Genomic DNA, 16,644 nt, shown 5'->3' with positions numbered 1-16,644 from the left:
AAAAAATAATCCATCCCTGGAGGCTCGGATGCCGCATCCGTGCGGCATACGCCCGGCTAACCTGCTCGCCAACGGCCTCCCTTTTCAGCAATTGAGTTGCTGCCTTAAAAGCCAAAAAGACCCGTATTAAAGACCCGTATTAATGTTTTGATGTTTTGACGTTTGAGCGCAGATATAGAATATTTCAGGACAGCAACACCAGTGATTACAGGCAATCGGGGTTATCCGGGTTAGCGGACCTTCGGGCGCAGGGATGCGCCCGGCAGAGCCCAGGGACGTTATTGGCGTGTCCGCGATCCGGATAACCCCGATTAAGCCAGGCACCCAACCTCAAAGCGACCCGGCCCCAAAGCCACGCACCGATAAGCCAGGCTCCCAAACCCAAAGCGCCCCGGCCCCAAAGCGCAGGCACAAAAAAAGGGGGCGACCCTAAAGTCGCCCCCTTCTGCCACAGCGTTAAAACTTATTTGCTGTCCGGCAATGCATAAGCAATCACGTGATCGCCCAGCTTAGTCCCGAAGGAACCATGACCACCGGCCACGATCACCACGTACTGCTTACCGTTAACCTCATAGGTCATCGGCGTCGCCTGACCACCGGCCGGCAGACGGGCTTCCCACAGCTGCTTACCGTTAGACTGGTTAAACGCGCGCAGGTAGTTATCCGCGGTGGCCGCAATAAAGAACACGTTACCGGCGGTAGACACCGGGCCGCCCAGCATCGGCATCCCCATCTTAAACGGCAGCGGAACCGGTGAGCTGTCGCGCACGGTACCGATACGTTTCTTCCACACGATATCGTTGGTCTTCAGATCGATCGCCGAAATATAGCCCCATGAAGGCTGCTTGCACGGGAAACCTAACGGCGACAGGAACGGGTTCAGCGTCACGCCGTACGGCAGGCCGTACTGCGGCTGCACGCCGGACTCGGTACCGGTACCGCCCTTATCGTTCTCATCCGGCTCGATCGGGTTACCCGGACCGCGTGGGATCAGACGTGACACAAACGGCAGCGCCATCGGGTTGGCAACCGCCACCTGACGATCGGTGTTCACCGAAATACCGCCCCACTCAAACATTCCCAGGTTACCCGGGAACACCAGCGTGCCCTGCTCGGATGGCGGGGTGAACGGGCCTTCATAGCGCAGCTGATGGAACATCACGCGACAGATCAGCTGGTCATAGATGGTGGCGCCCCACATATCCTTGCCGGCCAGATGCTCCTTCGGACGGAAGCTCAGCTCAGAGTACGGCTGGGTTGGCGACACACGATCGCCTTTCGCCGCACCGCCCGGCACCTTCATCTCTGGTGCAGGAACCACCGGCTTACCGTCGCGACGGTCCAGCACAAACAGATCGCCGGTTTTGGTCGGTACGTAGATAACCGGCACTTTATTGCCGTCTTTATCATTGATATCCGCCAGCGTCGGCTGTGCCGGTACGTCCATATCCCACAGATCGTGGTGTACGGTCTGATAGAACCAGCCCAGCTTACCGGTGGTGGCGTTCAGCGCCAGCACGCCGGTGGCAAAACGCTCCATCTCCGGGGTACGGTGACCGCCCCAGATATCCGGCGTCGACACGCCGATCGGCAGGTAAACCAAATCAAGCTTCGCATCATAGGCCGCAGGTGCCCATGAGTTCGGCGAGTTGGCGGTGTAGTTCTGCTCGCCTTCGGCAATCACGTTCGGATCTTTCGCGCCGGTATCGAAGGCCCACAGCAGCTTGCCGCTGTTGACGTCGAAGCCGCGGATCACCCCGGAAGGCTCTTTGGTCGAGTAGTTATCGGTCACCGCACCGGCCATCACAATCACCTTATCGGTGACGATCGGCGGCGAGGTTGGCTCGTAAGAACCGACCTTGTTGTACGGCAGATTGCTCTGCAGGTTCAGCTTACCGTTGTCGCCAAATTCCGGGCACAGCGCGCCGGTTTCCGCGTCCAGCGCGTAGAGGCTGCCGTCATTGACCGGCAGCAGCACGCGGCGTGAGCAGAGCGCCAGCTGCGTACCGGCAGGTGCCGTTGCCGCTTCCGGGGTCTGATAGTAAGAGACGCCGCGACAGGTCACGTGCTGGAACGTCGGGTCGGTCTTCATTTTCGGGTCGAAGTGCCACTTCTCTTTACCGGTGGCCGCATCCAGCGCGAACAGCTTCTGGTGCGCGGTACACAGGTAGAGCGCGTTGCCAATTTTGATCGGCGTGGCTTCGTTAGTGATCTCACCCGGATCGCTTGGCAGTTTCAGGTCGCCGGTCTGGAACGACCATGCCTGCTTCAGCTCGCCGACGTTCTGGTCGGTGATCTGCTTCAGCGGCGAGTAGCGGGTGCCGCCCTGGGTACGGCCTTAGGCCGGCCAGTCACCGGCAGGGATACCGTCATCCGCCGGGGTGGCTTCTGCCGCCTGATCCGGGCTCAGGGTACCGTTGATCTCCTGCGGGTCGTTAAACACCGAGTACGCCAGTACCGCGACGACGAACACCAGCACCGCGCTCAGCGCAGCGCGTGGGAACGCGCCCTTCGACACCAGGCCGCGCCAGATAAACGGCAGCACCAGCCACAGGCCGAAGAAGAAGGTGACGTCAAGACGCGGGGTCAGCGCCCAGAAGTCGGAACCCACTTCCCACAGCGCCCACACGGTGGTGGCCAGCAGGAACAGGGCGTAGAGCGTCAGCGCGGCACCGCGCTTACGCTGCAGCAGCACAGCAGTAATCAGCAGCACCACACCGGCAATGATGTAGTACAGCGAACCACCTAATTTAGCGAGCCAGATGCCGCCAATTAACAGATACAGGCCGCTCAGCGCGGCAAATATCGCCGTTAGCAGCAGAAGCACTCTTGATGCTTTACTTTGCATAGTTTGAACCTTACCAAAAATGAAAAGTCACCGATTAAGCGTAGGCTTAATCTTTTGAAACACCCGGTTTTGTTTTAACCATCCATCCGGTGTTCCGTGCCGGCCAGCGGGAAGCTCCCCTTCCCGCTGGCCGGTTACTGCTGGATTCTGTGACCGGGCTTTGCCCGGTGCATAAGTCTGGCACGCGGTGCGCGCAATCTGCCCGGCGAATCAGCCTGACGCTCTGCCCGGAATGAGATCAGGGGCAGGCTGCCGGGCTGCCCCCCTCACCAGAGGGCCGGGAGACGATCCGCTTAACGCTTAAAACTGATACGCCAGGGTGGCACCGCCGCCCCAGTTACGGCCAGGGGCCGATTCGTAGTAACGCTTGTTGCCTTCGTTGACGATCACCGATCCGGCGTACTGGCGATCGAACAGGTTATCGACGCGGCCAAACAGATCCAGCGACCACTGGCTCCAGTTAAAGCGGTAGCCGCTGTTCAGGCTGGTCACCGCATATGCGCCGGCTTCGGCGTCATTGGCGTCGTTAGCCTTGATACTGCTCATATAGCGGATATCCGCCCCGGCGTGGAAACCGCTTTCCGGCGCATACTGCAGCGAAGCGTAGCCCATATTGCGGGCGATGCCCGGCAGGCGGTTACCCGCGGGCGTACAGGACGTCGCGGCAGCATTACAGGTTTCATTACGGTAGGTGGCGTCCAGCAGCGTCCACGCCAGCTTCATTTTCCAGTCCTGAGCGAACTGCTGATCGAAGCCCAGCTCCAGGCCGCGACGGCGGGTTTCACCGGCGTTTTTATACACCGCACGGCCGTTGCTGCTGCTTTCAACCACCAGCTCGTTATCGGTACTGGTCTGGAAAATCGCCGCCGTCAGCAGGCCATAACCAATACGCGTTTTGCTGCCCAGCTCAAAGGTGTCGCTGGTGGCCGGCTTCAGGCCGAGGTTCATGCCGGTTTGCGTACCGTCGGTCGAGCGGTAGGAGAGTTCGTTAATGGTTGGCGTTTCAAAACCACGACCGGCGGAGAAGTAGAGGTTCCATGCATCGGTCGCCGCATAGTTGACTGAGCCCATCGGCAGCAGCTTATGGTAGCGCGCGCTGCCGCTGTCGTCGCCGTTACCGGTGGTGATGTAGTAGTCGGTGGAGTCAAAGCTGACGGTGCTGTAACGCAGACCGGCGTCCAGTGACCACTTATCGCTCAGCTGCCAGCTGCTCTGCAGGTAAGGATCGAGGTTCCACATGGTGTTCTTTTCGTTACGGCGCTGGTCGCCCTTCTCGCCGAGCTGATTAACACCGTTCACCGTGTTGTAGTTAAGGAATCCCTGACGACGTTCGGTCATGGTTTCGTAGTCCAGCCCGCCGATCAGCGTCACCGGCATGGAGCCCAGCTTGCCGTCATGCTTCCAGCGGGTGTCGATCCCCTGATACTTACGCTCCAGCACGATCACCCCGCCCGGATAGGCCGGGTTAGCCTGGGTGCCGACCGGAATTGACTGGTACTGAGTCGTGTGGCGTTCGCCGTGCCAGGTGGTCAGCGTCAGCTGGTCGTTCTCACTCATTTCACGCTGGTAGCGCAGGCCGAACTGGGTCTGATCGAGGCTCTTGCGGGTGTTGTACTGGTCGCCACGCGGCGACTGGCGCGGGTTAGCCTGATACTCCGCCGCCGTCAGACCGCCCGGGTCATTCGCATCCACCGACACGCTGTTCAGCATCAGCGTCAGGGTGCTGACGTCATCAATACGCACGCCCAGCTTACCGTTACCGAGGCTTTTCTGCGTGCCGCTGTGGTCACGGTAGCCGTGGGTGGTAAAACGCGAGCCGGAAATCGTGTAATTCACGTCGCCGGCCTGAGTGCCGTCACCGGTCGCGCCGCTGGCCTTAACGCTGTTACGCCAGCTGCCGAAGCTGCCAAAGTAGGTGCCCGCTTCCAGGGTGGGCGGCTGGGTGCCGGTCTCGGTCTCAATATTCACCACGCCGCCGGAGGCGTTGCCGTACAGCGCCGAGTAAGGGCCGCGCAGCACGTCCACCCTGCCTACCGAGTTAATATCGATATTGGAGGTCTGCCCCTGGCCATCCGGCATGGTGGCAGGAATACCGTCCACGTACATGCGCACGCCGCGCACGCCAAAGGTCGAACGGCTGCCGAAGCCGCGCACCGACAGCTGCAGATCCTGGGCATAGTTCTGGCGGTTCTGCAGCTGCAGGCCCGGCACGCTGCCGAGCGTTTCCGACAGATTGACCTGCGCCGTACTGTTACGCAGATCGTCGCCGTCCACCACGCTGACGGCGGCGGGCGTATCCAGCTCCGAAAGCCCGCTGACGTGTCTGACGACCATCAGGGTGGAGGAGTCTGACTGAGAGGCGGCGGTAGCCGCCTGTGCGCAGCTGGCAGCAACCGCAGAGAGGGCAAACAGCGGCGTCAGAAGATAAGCAGAGGTTTTTTTATTATTCACGGGAGTGATTCATCATTAGTGAGCAACGTTTCAGGCCCGTTTTCGCCCGGCAATAATGATGCAGAACGGAAATTTCAGGCGCCCGCCTTTCCCTGACAAAGTGCGCTACATGCGCTGCCAGGCAGACCTGTCAAAGTATATCGGTATGTAACAGGATTACGCAGTCAGCCACCGCGTTATGTTTTATAATTCATAATATTTAACATTTGTCGCTGACCAGGATCACGAATCCCTACCGAAAATATGTGATACAAATCACAATGTGCGCGGATTGTAGCACCGCTTATCAGAGTTGTTAACAATTTTGCTGAATTGATTCAGTAACCGGTTTCAGATAATTAACCTGCGTTTTTAAGGGGTTTTTAAGGCTTTCTGGCGGCACCCCGCAAAATCCACGCGCCACTAACACGCGCCATCACCGTCAGGCTATACTCAACGGATTGTTAAACCGTTGTGACAGTGACAGGATGCACCATGCCCGTTTCCGGATGTCCACGACTCTCCCCTATCATCCCTACCTCCCCGCTGGCCATCAGGCCGCTGCTGTGTGCTGCCCTGCTGCTGCTGGCCGGTTGCGCCGGAAAATACCAGGGGACAACCTGCAATGGCGAGGTGACCACCCTGAGCGGCCAGCCGCTGGGCACGGTTGAGGGAAAAATTATTGACCGGGTCAGCGCCTTTTCCGTGACGCTTCCTGACCGCACCCTCGACAGCGGCCCACTGTGGTCGGGCGACCGTCAGCTCTATATTCCCTCGGCCGTCACCCGTGACGGCTGGCTGGCACAGCGCGTCTCCGACACCCGCTTCAGCATCATTAATTCGCCGCAGGATCGGGCCATCACCTTCACCTGCCCAGGCCCGGGCAGCCTGTAACCGTTAAGATAAGTGACCGATGAATCCTACCCAGTTAATTGCCAACCGAAAGACCCTGTTTGGCCGCGGCACCCTGCCGCAGCTGATCCCACTGCTGCAGCAGCCCGCGCTGCCGACGCTGCTGTTCTGCGGCAACTCCTTCCTCAACGGCCCGGCCTGGCAGGCTCTGCAGCCACAGCTTGAACCGCTGCTGTGCGGTATTGAGATAGTCAGCCATGAAGCTTCACCCGATGAGATCGACGGCTGGGTGGCACGCTGGCGCGGCCGGATTGGCCGCGTGGTGGCGATTGGCGGCGGTAGCGTGATCGACGCCGCCAAGGCGGTGGCGGCGCTGAGCCAGCACCCGCTCAACACCCTGCGCTACCTGGAGAAGGTTGGCGATAGCGCAGTGACCGCCGCCACCCTGCCGCTGATCGCGGTGCCGACCACCGCCGGCACCGGCAGTGAGGTAACGCAGAATGCGGTGATCACCGACAAACAGCACATCAGGGTGAAGGCCTCACTGCGCCATCCGGCGTTTGTTCCTGAGGTGGCGATCCTCGACGCCGACCTGCTGCGCGGCACACCGGATCGGGTGCTGGCCTGCTGCGCCATCGATGCCTTTACCCATCTGTTTGAAGCGTATCTGTCAGCGAAAGGCAGCGCGCTGAGCCGCCAGACGGCGCTGAGCGGGCTGCAGGCGTTTATCAACGGCTGGCCGGGGCTGAACCGTGATGATGCGTCAGGGGATGAGGCGCGGGAACAGATGCTGCTGGCCTCCTGGCTCGGCGGGCAGTGCCTGAGTATGGCCGGGCTGGGGGTGATCCACGGCATCGCCGGGGAGCTGGGGGCGATCCGTGACTATCATCACGGTGAAGTATGCGGTCGCCTGCTGCTGCCGTTCCTGACTCTGCTCAGTGAAAGCGAAAACCCGCAGCAGCGGGCGCTGATGCAGCAGTTGCAACAGACCCTGTTCCCGCACGGCGGGCAGCCTGCGGCACTACAGCTGGCGGACTGGCTGCGCGAACACGCCATCACGCCGTTCTGGCAGGATCCGCCGTCGCTCAGCCAGCAGGATGTCGCCTGGATCCTCGCCCGCGCCAACAGCAAAAATTCGTGGGTCAGCTACAGCGAGGCGCAGCAGCGCTGGCTGCTGGAGCAGGCGTTCAGCGTACACGATTGATGCACTGTGACAGTTTTCCGTAAAGCCGGATTTCCGCAAGGGCCACGCCCTGCCGGGGCAGTATCGCGGGGCGGGCTATCAGGTAAATGACTGGAAAAAACACGGTCTGAAGGCACCGCCGGCCGGGCACCGCTGGCATAACGTCAACGGTAACTACGTGCTAATTGCCGTAGCGACCGGGGTGATTGCCTCGGTGGTAGCCCATCAGTAACGGCTGCCTCAGGCAAACAGGGCGCTGGCGGCAAACACCAGCGCCAGCAGCAGATTGACCATCCCCGCCGCCAGCCACGGGCTGCGCCGCCGCTGGGTGACGCTCAGCACCAGCATCGGCAAGGCTGCCGCGCCAAACACCACTGCCAGAATAAAGAACACGCTCATTGTTTCCCTCCGGATCTGTTCCGTTGTTTGAATTTGCTCAGACTACCGCACTGACTTCCTCTAACCAACCGGCACGCATCTGCGGCACCGCGCGCAGCAGCTGGGCGGTATAGTCGTCCAGCGGCGCGTTAAACACCAGATCTAACGCTCCCTGGCGCACCGTTCTGCCGTGGCGCAGCACCATGACCTCATCGGCAACGGCGTTCACCACGTGCAGATCGTGGGTGATAAACAGCAGCGAGACGCCGGTCTGTTCCTGTAACCTCTTCAGCAGCGCCAGCACCTCACGCCCGACCAGCGGATCGAGCGCCGACGTCGGTTCATCACAGACGATCAGCAGCGGCTCCACCGCCAGCGCGCGGGCAATACAGACGCGCTGCTTCTGACCGCCGGAGAGCGCGTGCGGATAGCGGTCCGCCAGCTGTACCGGCAGCCCGACCTGCTCCAGCAGCGTCTCCACCCGCGCTTTACGCTGCTGGGCGGTCAGCGCGGTCAGGCAGACCATCGCCCGCTCCAGCTGCAGCCGGATGGTCAGGCGCGGGTTGAGAGCGGTGTCCGGGTGCTGGTGGATCATCTGCACCCACTGCAGCTGCTGGCGGCTGCGCCGGCGCAGCGCCGGCGGCAACAGCTGGCCGTTAAAGCGCACCTCGCCCTCTGCCGGGGAGACCAGCCCACAGATCGCCCGGCCGAGGGTTGACTTGCCGGCACCTGACTCGCCGATCAGCGCCAGGGTACGGCCGCGGCCGACGGTCAGCGACACATTGTGCAGCACCCGCTCCCCCTGATAATCAACGCTGACCTCACGCGCGGCCAGCAGCGGCAGAGTGGAACCGCGCGGCGTATGCGGCTGCGCGTGGCTGTGCAGAAGCTCACGGGTATAAGCCTGCTGCGGTTGATCCAGTAGCGCCGGGGTAGCACCTGTCTCTACCTGACGGCCGTGCCGCAGCACCATAATTCGCTGGCTGAGCTGCGCCACCACCGCCAGATCGTGGCTGATATAGAGTGCGGCCACGCCGCTCTGCGCAATCACCTGCTGAATCGCCTTCAGCACTTCCAGCTGGGTAGTCACGTCCAGCGCGGTGGTCGGTTCGTCGAAGATAATCAGCTGCGGCCCGGCGCAGATCGCCATCGCAATCATCGCCCGCTGCAGCTGGCCGCCGGAGACCTGATGCGGATAACGGTGGAAAAACTGCTGCGGCTGCGGCAGCTGCAGCTGTACAAACAGCGCCATCGCGCGCTGGATCGCCGCCCGGCGGTCCAGCACCCGGTGGCGCACCGCCACCTCAATCACCTGTTCACCGATGGTTTTCGCCGGGTTGAACGAAGCGCTGGCCGACTGCGCCACGTAGGCGATTTGTACGCCGCGCACGCTGCGCATCTGCCGTTCGGAGAGCCCGTTCAGCGGCTGTCCGGCGAAGATAATTTGCCCGCCGCTGATTTTCATCCCGTGGCGGCAGTGGCCGAGGATCGCCTGACCGATGGTGGATTTACCGGCACCGGACTCGCCGATCAGCCCCAGCACTTCGCCTTTATTCAGGGTGAAAGAAATATCGTCCACCAGCACCGCGCTGCCGGCGGTGACGCGCAGCTGCTGCACGCTTAACAACGGTTGTGACTGCATTAATTACTCCTGCCAGCTGCGGCTGTGCTGGCTCATCAGCCAGTCGGCGACGCTGTTCAGCGCCAGTGCCAGCAGCGCAATCGCCGCCCCCGGGATCAGCGCGGCCCACACGCCAAACAGAATGCCGTCTTTGTTATCCCGCGCCAGCCCGCCCCAGTCGGCGGTTGGCGGCTGAATGCCCAGCCCAAGGAACGACAGCGCCGACAGGAACAGCAGAATAAAGATAAAGCGCAACGCAAACTCCGCCACCAGCGTGGTCAGGGCGTTGGGCAGGATCTCGCGCCACAGGATCCAGCCGAGGCGCTCCCCGCGCAGTCGGGCGACTTCGATAAACTCCTGCGCCGCAATATCCAGCGCCAGCGAACGCGCCACGCGCAGCACCCGCGTCGACTCCAGCAGGCCGAGCACCAGTACGATCACCGGAATGGTTTTCGGCAGCATCGCCAGCACCACCAGCGCGAGGATCAGCGTAGGGATCGCCATCAGCACGTCGTTCACCCGTGAAATCAGCTGATCGACCCAGCCACGGCAGAAGCCGGCGAGGAAACCGAGGAAAATACCGATGGCAAACGCCAGCAGGGTCGCCACCACGCTAACGCCGATCGATGTGCGGGTGCCCCAGATCAGCCGCGACAGCAGGTCGCGGCCGAGGTTATCGGTGCCCAGCCAGTTCTGCGGTGAGACCCCCGCCCAGGCACTGCCCACCACCTGATCGGGCGCATAGGGCGACAGCAGCGGGGCCAGCAGCGCCACCAGAATAAACAGGCTCAGCCCGATAGCACCGGGGAGCACGGCAAGTTTCAGCCTTAACATCAACATCAGTTCCTTGTCAGCCCGGCGTGCCTTCGCGGTACGCCAGGCTGGCCTCTAAAAGGGATTAACGGGCGTGGCGCAGGCGCGGGTTAGCCAGCAGGGTGACCACATCGGCCAGCAGATTGAGCAGAATATAGATCCCGGCCAGCAGCAGCGCGCAGTCCTGGATCACCGGGATATCGCGTTTGCTGATGCTGTCCACCATGTACTGGCCGAGGCCCGGGTAAACAAACACGTTCTCGACGATCACCACCCCTACCATCAGCCAGGCCAGGTTGAGCACGATCACGTTAATCACCGGCCCCCAGACGTTGGGCAGCACGTGGCGGAACAGGATCGCCGACGGCGACAGCCCCTTCATCAGCGCGGTATCCACCCAGGCCGCATTCTGCGCGCTGACCAGCGCGGCGCGGGTCATATTGCTCATATGACCAAGAATAGCGAAGATCAGCGTCAGGCACGGCAGCGCAATCGCCAGCAGCCTGTCGCCCAGCGGCATGCCGTCGGCGATGCTGCTGTTGCTCGGCAGCCAGAACAGGGTGATCGAGAAAATCAGAATCAGCAGGTAGCCGGAGAAGAACTCCGGCAGCGACACCGCCGCGCGGGTAAACAGGTTCAGCAGCCGATCGGGCCAGCGCCCCTGGTAGCGGGCGGAAGCAAAGCCGATCGCCAGCGCCAGCGGCACGGCAACGATAGCGGTGAAGAACGCCAGTGACAGGGTATTACCCAGCCGCTCCAGCAGCACCGGCGCGATCGCCTCGCGGCTGGTAAAGCTGTGGCCGAAGTCGCCCTGCAGCACGCCGCCCAGCCAGCTGAGATAGCGGCTGAGGGCCGGCTGATCGAGGCCGAGCTGCTGATTCAGCGCCGCCACCGCCTGCGGGGTGGCCGTCTGGCCGAGGATCGCCGTCGCGGCGTTGCCCGGCAGCAGCTGGATGCCGACAAAAATCAGCGCCGACACCACCAGCAGCATCACCACCCCGGCCAGCAGACGCTGGACGATCATCTTAAGCAGCGGGAAATGGCCTTTCCCGCGGATAGAAGGAGAATCACTCATCGACAATTACGCAAACCAGACTTTTTCCGCAGCGCGGTTGCCGCTCATGGTGAAGCCCGGAATGGCAACAAACCCTTTAATTTTGCTGCTGGCCGCATCCAGCGCATCGGCGTAGAGCGGGATCACCTCACTGCCCTTCTCGACCAGCATCACCTGAATATCGTGATAAATCTGGCGGCGCTTCTGTTCATCCTGCTCGCCACGGGCGGCGGTCACCAGCTGGTCAAAGGCCGGCTCTTTCCACTGCGACTCGTTCCACGGCGCGTTGCTGGTAAACACCAGCGACAGCAGCGCATCGGCGGTCGGGCGCAGCGACCAGTTAGAGGAGACAAAGGGTTTCTTCATCCAGACGTTGTCCCAGAAGGCGTCATCCGCCACGCGCTCCACCTGCAGCGGAATGCCGGCGCGCTGCGCCGAGTTCTGGTACAGCTGGCCGGCATCCACCGCGCCCGGGAAACCGCTCTCCGCCACCGACAGCACCAGCGGGCCGCTGAAGCCGGATTTCTGCCAGTGATATCTGGCCTTTTCCGGATCGTAAGGGCGCTGCGGAATATCTTTGGCAAAGTACGGGCTGGACGGGAAAACCGGGTTATCGTTAGCGACGGTGCCGTAACCGCCCAGCACGGTTTTGATCATCTGCTCACGATCGATGGCGTATTTCAGCGCCAGGCGGCCGTCGAGGGTGTTAAACGGCGCGACGTTCGCCAGCCCCGGGAAGGTGAAGATCTGGCTGTCTTTCGAACGCAGCAGCTGAATGGTCGGCAGCGCCTTCAGGCGATCGACGATACGCGGGTTCACGCGGTTAATCATGTGCGCCGAACCACTGGCCAGCGCCGCCACGCGCGCCGTCGAGTCGTTCATCGCCAGGGTTTCCACCGAATCAACGTGGCCACGGTTGGGGTTCCAGTGGTTCGGGTTACGCTTCACCAGCCCGCGCACGCCCGGCTTAAAGCTCTCAAGGATAAAGGCGCCGGTGCCGATGCCCTTATCGAAGTTTTCATTCTCCGGGGTAATGGCAAAGTGAACGTCGCTGAGCAGGGCGATAAATTCAACGTTCGGCTCTTTCAGCTTAATGGTCACCTGGTGCGGCGTGGTCGCTTCCAGCGACACCACCGGGTCGAGGTAACCTTTCACCGACGAAGTGGACTTCTCATCGCGGTGGTGGTTCAGCGAGTAGACCACGTCTCTGGCGGTCAGGGCACGGCCGTCGTGGAACTGCACGCCCTGACGAATATTCAGCAGCCAGGTTTTGCTGCCGTCGGCGGTTTCCCAGCTCTCGGCCAGCGACGGCACGATCCTGCCGTTTTCATCCACGTCGGCCAGGCAGTTAAACAGCTGCGAACCAAAGAAATACATCCAGGACTCAAACCAGAATGCCGGATCGAGCCGATCGGTGCTGGAGGCGTTATCCATGCCGATAATCAGGTGCCCGCCTTTTTTCGGTGTGGCATCCGCGGCAGCGGGCGCGGCGTCCGCGGCCCATGCTGACTGCAGCGGCCAGCCGGTGCAGGCTGCTGCAACGGAAAGTGCCCCGGTCGTTTTAATAAAGTTGCGACGGTTCATGTGGTGGTGTCCTGTAGTTTCTGCTGTTTTTTTTATTGCCGCCGTAGCGGCACTGACCCGGTGTCCGTATTACTTAAGCGCTTCCGCCAGCCGCTGAATGTGCTGCGGGCCAATGCCGCAGCAGCCGCCAACCAGCGTGGCACCGGCCGCCACCCACTCCTGCGCCCAGTGCAGATAGCCTGCCGGATCGCTGTCTTTACGCAGGCCGCTCAGACCTTCATTGGCCCCGCCGCCGTTGCTGCCGTGCTCAAAGGCGTTGGCATAAACACCAATGCCCACCGACGCATTCAGCTGCTTCAGCACGGCGGCGGCCTGCCGTACCGCCGACAGCATCACTTCCGGATGGCTGCAGTTAAACAGCACGTTCTCTGCCCCCAGCTCCACGGCGCGGGTTACCGCCGCCGTCACGCTTTCGCCGGAGCGCAGGGTGCTGACGGCATCATACTGTTCCGCTTCATCATTGAGGGTAAAGGAGAGCCACAGCGGCTGCGGCTGACCGGCCAGCGCCTGGTGAATCGCCTCCGCTTCGGCGATCGAACTGACGGTTTCGCCCAGCCAGACGTCCACAAACGGGGCCTGAGCATCGATCAGCACGCGGTGGATAGCCAGTGCCTGCGGCAGGTCAAACAGGTCGGGGCGATAGGAGCCTAAGGCCGGCGGCAGGCTGCCGGCAACGCGCACCGGCTCAGGGGCGGCGTCGGCCGCCTCGCGCGCCAGACGGCCGGCCAGCGCGGCCAGCCGCTGACCGTCGGCGGCAAAGCGTGCGTCGCCAATATGGAACGGCACCACGGCATAGCTGTTGGTGGTGAGCGTACCGGCACCGGCGGCGATAAAGCTGTCATGAACCTCGCGCACCCGCTCCGGCGCTTCATACAGCGCCAGCGCCGACCACTCCGGCTGACGGAATGGTGCACCAACCCGCGCCAGCTCTCGCCCCATACCACCATCCAGAATTGCAATTTTATGCGCCATCAGCCTGCTCCCGGTAAGATTTTTCTAATGGCAGCATGCTACAGAAAGTGATGGCTACATGTCCAGACGTCTATATGCTTAAATCACGATAAGCTTCTACAGGAAATGAGCGAAGGGGGAAGCGTAACGCTCAGGATTGTAGCGATTCCGCCGCCCCGCGGAGAACCACTGGCCACGCCGGCATCCGCTGACCATCGTTAAGGAGTGCGTTCAGAAGATTATTTTGGCGGCACCCAGGCCAACCACCAGCAGCGCCATTTGCGATGCAGCAAACCATTTTGTTTGTGACGCCAGAGACTGATGCAGCTCGCTGCGTAACATCTCGAATTTAGTATCAAACTTTTTATCCAGCTGATGGAACTCTTCTTTCGTCACATAGTTTGACTTGATCACCGCAACATCTATCTTGATGCCGTTAACATCCTCTTTAAGTATTTTAACGTCTTCTTTTAAGACGGATACATCCTGCTTCAACACGGTGACGTCCTGCTTAAGCACAGTGACATCCTGCTTGAGCACAGTGACATCCTGCTTAAGCACGGTCACATCCTGCTTAAGCACGGTGACATCCTGCTTAAGAATATTTACGTCTCCCTGCAACGTGGTGAACTTGTCTTCCAGTTTCTCGACTCTGTTTTCCATTTTCTCATCCTTAATTATGTTCTGACAGCATGATGATAAATCCACCACAAGATGATTAACAAGCATACAGGAGCCGGTTTTCTGCGAGCCGCTACGGAAAACAACAATGTAATGCAATGCAACGCTAATTTATTGAAAAATATCGATTACGCGTTGCTTTAACAAAGGGGAGAACGGGTCTGAATGCTGGGGAGAGGCAAAGCAATAAATCCGGCAGCGGGCGCTGCCGGAGAGGTAACATCTTACTGGCTGAGCGCGCCATTCAGCAGGATAGCGGTAATGATCCCGGTTGCCGCCGCGATCAGCACATAGTTGCCGTCGACATAGGCCCAGTGTGCGCCGCGTGGCGGTTCGTACAGACCGCGGTCGCGCCAGTCGTTAACGCGATAATCATCGCCACGGAAACGCGGCGGCATCGGGTGGCCGCGACGAAAGTCGTGGCCGCTCCAGGCAAAGTGATCGCGTTCCACGCGGTGGAATTGCGGCGAAGGGCCACGGTCATTACGGGCATCATGACGATCCGGACCACCGCGATTGTTACGGGCATCATGGCGATCCGGGCCGCCGCGATCGTTACGCGCGTCATGACGATCCTGACCACCACGATCGCTGCGGGCATCATGGCCGCCACCGTTACCGCGATTATCATGACCGCCCTGCTGCTGCCACTGGCGATCCGGGCCATTGCCCGGACCCTCCGCCTGCGACAGAGAGGAGAACAGGGTGCCTGCTGTGAAAATGCTGATAACCAGTGCCAGTGTTGTTTTTTTCATCTTGATGTCCTCAGTTTGGCCGACGGCCTGACCGCTGCCGTTCACCTCACTATCGGACATTCGTCAACACTTCCGTATCGCTTCAACTCCGAAAACGACCGGATTAGCACTAACTTTGCTCTGGCTTAACACAGTCCTGACGCACCCTGCACAGTGTGGAGATTAGTTATTCAGCTGATAGTCCAGCGTGATCTCAGTATTGAGCAGCTTCGAGATCGGGCAGCCGGCTTTGGCCTGCTGAATAATCTTGTCAAACTCGGCTTTATCGATACCCGGCAGCGTCACTTTGCTCTCCAGCGCCACTCTGGTGATGCCGAAACCGCCATCCACTTTATCCAGCGACACGTCAGCGGTGGTATCAATGCTTTCAGGCGTATGGCCGGCCTCACCCAGCATCAGCGACAGCGCCATCGAGAAGCAGGCCGCATGGGCCGCCCCAACCAGCTCTTCCGGGTTGGTGCCGGCTTTCCCTTCAAAGCGGGTGTTAAAGCCATAGGGCTGCGCGCTCAGCGCACCGCTCTCGGTACTGATGGTGCCTTTACCGCGTTTGATATCGCCTTCCCAGTGTGCCTGGCCTTTCTTATGAATGGTCATGGTTATCCTCCGTTAGTTAACATCAGCTACCAGTATAGACACTCTGCATATTCTCACCGGCGACCGCCCGTTTTACAGACGATTCCGGCTACATTCCGCCCCTGCATAAGCGGGTGCCCCACCCTGCTTCTGCACCTGCACCTGCACCTGCACCTGCACCTGCACCTGCTCCTGCTCCTGCAACATGACGTAATAGCGCCAGGGGCAAGACCTCATCCGCGCGGGACCCGGGCCAGCAACAGCCGCTGGCCGCAGAACGCCATCGGCGTAGCGGGCTGCGGCCAGACGGCCAGCAGTTGATAGCCAGACTGCTCCAGCTGCTGGCGGCAGCGGGCTTCATCGGCGGCGGCGCTGAACGGGCAGTTATCCTCTCCGGCGGCGTGTGCGCAGAGCGCGGCAGGCGTCACCCAGTGCAGCGGTCGCTCTGCGCTGTTCTCCAGCAGCAATAACGGCGCACCCGGTTTCAGCCAGTCCCGCAGTTCCGCTAACAGCCGTGGCGCTGCGGCCTCGCTTAACAGCCCGCTAAACAGCCCGCCGGCGTAACGGCTGCCCGGCAGCAACTGCGCGGCAAGAGACCGCCTTAAATCAACCGCCACCCCAGTTCCTGAAACTGGCAATACGCAGCGGCCAAACGCTAACGTACGCTGGCACCCCACCAGCAACGGCTGGCAATCGCCCGGCTCCGCCTGCAATAGCGGCACCATGCTCGCCACAATCCCGCTAAAATAGTCGTCAAGGATCCCCGGCACGTGCAGCAACAGATCTAATCCCAGCGGCGAATGCGGCAACAGCACCGGTGCCACCAGCCACTCATCCAGCTGCGCCAGACCGCTGAACAGCGCTGTCGCCAACGCGCTGCTCTCATCCAGCCAACTCATCAACTGGCTCAGACGGTGAATG

At 61.0% G+C, this 16,644-nt stretch carries 15 protein-coding genes and 1 pseudogene; 3 read left to right on the top strand and 13 right to left on the bottom strand.

Annotation, left to right across the window (positions count from 1 at the left end):
* Positions 1-463: 463 nt before the first annotated feature.
* Both NV64_RS18475 and pqqU read right to left on the bottom strand, forming a co-directional pair.
* Positions 464-2,848 (bottom strand): annotated as a pseudogene (locus tag NV64_RS18475) (glucose/quinate/shikimate family membrane-bound PQQ-dependent dehydrogenase).
* A 300-nt stretch (positions 2,849-3,148) separates the two neighbouring features.
* Positions 3,149-5,299, bottom strand: coding sequence for a TonB-dependent receptor PqqU (gene pqqU, locus NV64_RS18470; RefSeq protein ID WP_369814398.1), 2,151 nt, complete (start codon positions 5,297-5,299; stop codon positions 3,149-3,151).
* Positions 5,300-5,773: 474 nt separating this feature from the next.
* Here pqqU and NV64_RS18465 point away from each other — a divergent pair, with 474 nt between their 5' ends.
* From NV64_RS18465 to NV64_RS24520, 3 genes are read left to right on the top strand one after another with little or no spacing between them, the layout of a single operon-like run.
* Positions 5,774-6,172: a hypothetical protein gene (locus NV64_RS18465; protein ID WP_233209037.1), complete on the top strand. Its 399-nt coding sequence runs from the start codon at positions 5,774-5,776 to the stop codon at positions 6,170-6,172.
* A gap of 19 nt (positions 6,173-6,191) precedes the next feature.
* Positions 6,192-7,334 (top strand): iron-containing alcohol dehydrogenase, encoded by a 1,143-nt coding sequence (locus tag NV64_RS18460; RefSeq protein WP_056240141.1) that lies wholly within the window; start codon positions 6,192-6,194, stop codon positions 7,332-7,334.
* Between the two features lie 49 nt (positions 7,335-7,383).
* Positions 7,384-7,545, top strand: coding sequence for an RcnB family protein (locus NV64_RS24520; RefSeq protein ID WP_082502389.1), 162 nt, complete (start codon positions 7,384-7,386; stop codon positions 7,543-7,545).
* A gap of 8 nt (positions 7,546-7,553) precedes the next feature.
* On the opposite strand, the gene NV64_RS23480 is transcribed toward NV64_RS24520, so the two are convergent.
* From NV64_RS23480 to NV64_RS18410, 11 genes are all read right to left on the bottom strand, one after another.
* Complete coding sequence (locus tag NV64_RS23480; RefSeq protein ID WP_156365623.1) at positions 7,554-7,712, bottom strand: hypothetical protein; 159 nt, start codon at positions 7,710-7,712, stop codon at positions 7,554-7,556.
* 37 nt (positions 7,713-7,749) lie between these two features.
* Complete coding sequence (locus tag NV64_RS18450) at positions 7,750-9,333, bottom strand: ABC transporter ATP-binding protein (protein WP_056240143.1); 1,584 nt, start codon at positions 9,331-9,333, stop codon at positions 7,750-7,752.
* 3 nt (positions 9,334-9,336) lie between these two features.
* Positions 9,337-10,146, bottom strand: coding sequence for an ABC transporter permease (locus NV64_RS18445; RefSeq protein ID WP_056240146.1), 810 nt, complete (start codon positions 10,144-10,146; stop codon positions 9,337-9,339).
* Positions 10,147-10,210: 64 nt separating this feature from the next.
* On the bottom strand, positions 10,211-11,200 hold the full coding sequence (locus NV64_RS18440; protein WP_369814399.1) for an ABC transporter permease: 990 nt from the start codon (positions 11,198-11,200) through the stop codon (positions 10,211-10,213).
* 6 nt (positions 11,201-11,206) lie between these two features.
* On the bottom strand, positions 11,207-12,763 hold the full coding sequence (locus tag NV64_RS18435) for an ABC transporter substrate-binding protein (protein ID WP_101506506.1): 1,557 nt from the start codon (positions 12,761-12,763) through the stop codon (positions 11,207-11,209).
* A 69-nt stretch (positions 12,764-12,832) separates the two neighbouring features.
* Positions 12,833-13,735: a homocysteine S-methyltransferase family protein gene (locus NV64_RS18430; RefSeq protein ID WP_056240157.1), complete on the bottom strand. Its 903-nt coding sequence runs from the start codon at positions 13,733-13,735 to the stop codon at positions 12,833-12,835.
* Between the two features lie 210 nt (positions 13,736-13,945).
* Positions 13,946-14,377: a hypothetical protein gene (locus NV64_RS18425; protein WP_233209036.1), complete on the bottom strand. Its 432-nt coding sequence runs from the start codon at positions 14,375-14,377 to the stop codon at positions 13,946-13,948.
* A gap of 242 nt (positions 14,378-14,619) precedes the next feature.
* Complete coding sequence (locus NV64_RS18420; RefSeq protein ID WP_101506517.1) at positions 14,620-15,150, bottom strand: RcnB family protein; 531 nt, start codon at positions 15,148-15,150, stop codon at positions 14,620-14,622.
* Positions 15,151-15,312: 162 nt separating this feature from the next.
* A complete protein-coding gene (locus NV64_RS18415; protein WP_101506504.1) occupies positions 15,313-15,744 on the bottom strand; it encodes an OsmC family protein in 432 nt (143 codons plus the stop codon).
* 72 nt (positions 15,745-15,816) lie between these two features.
* A complete protein-coding gene (locus NV64_RS24415; protein ID WP_199177692.1) occupies positions 15,817-15,960 on the bottom strand; it encodes a hypothetical protein in 144 nt (47 codons plus the stop codon).
* The coding region (locus NV64_RS18410; RefSeq protein WP_233209035.1) for a hypothetical protein at positions 15,957-16,644 on the bottom strand (688 nt) is incomplete at its 5' end. The genes NV64_RS18410 and NV64_RS24415, both read right to left, overlap by 4 nt.

The organism is Erwinia sp. B116, assembly GCF_002865965.1.
Taxonomy (GTDB): Bacteria; Pseudomonadota; Gammaproteobacteria; order Enterobacterales; family Enterobacteriaceae; genus Erwinia.
The sequence above is the reverse complement of the archived record's forward strand: the minus strand, read 5'-3'. Positions and strand labels throughout refer to the sequence as shown.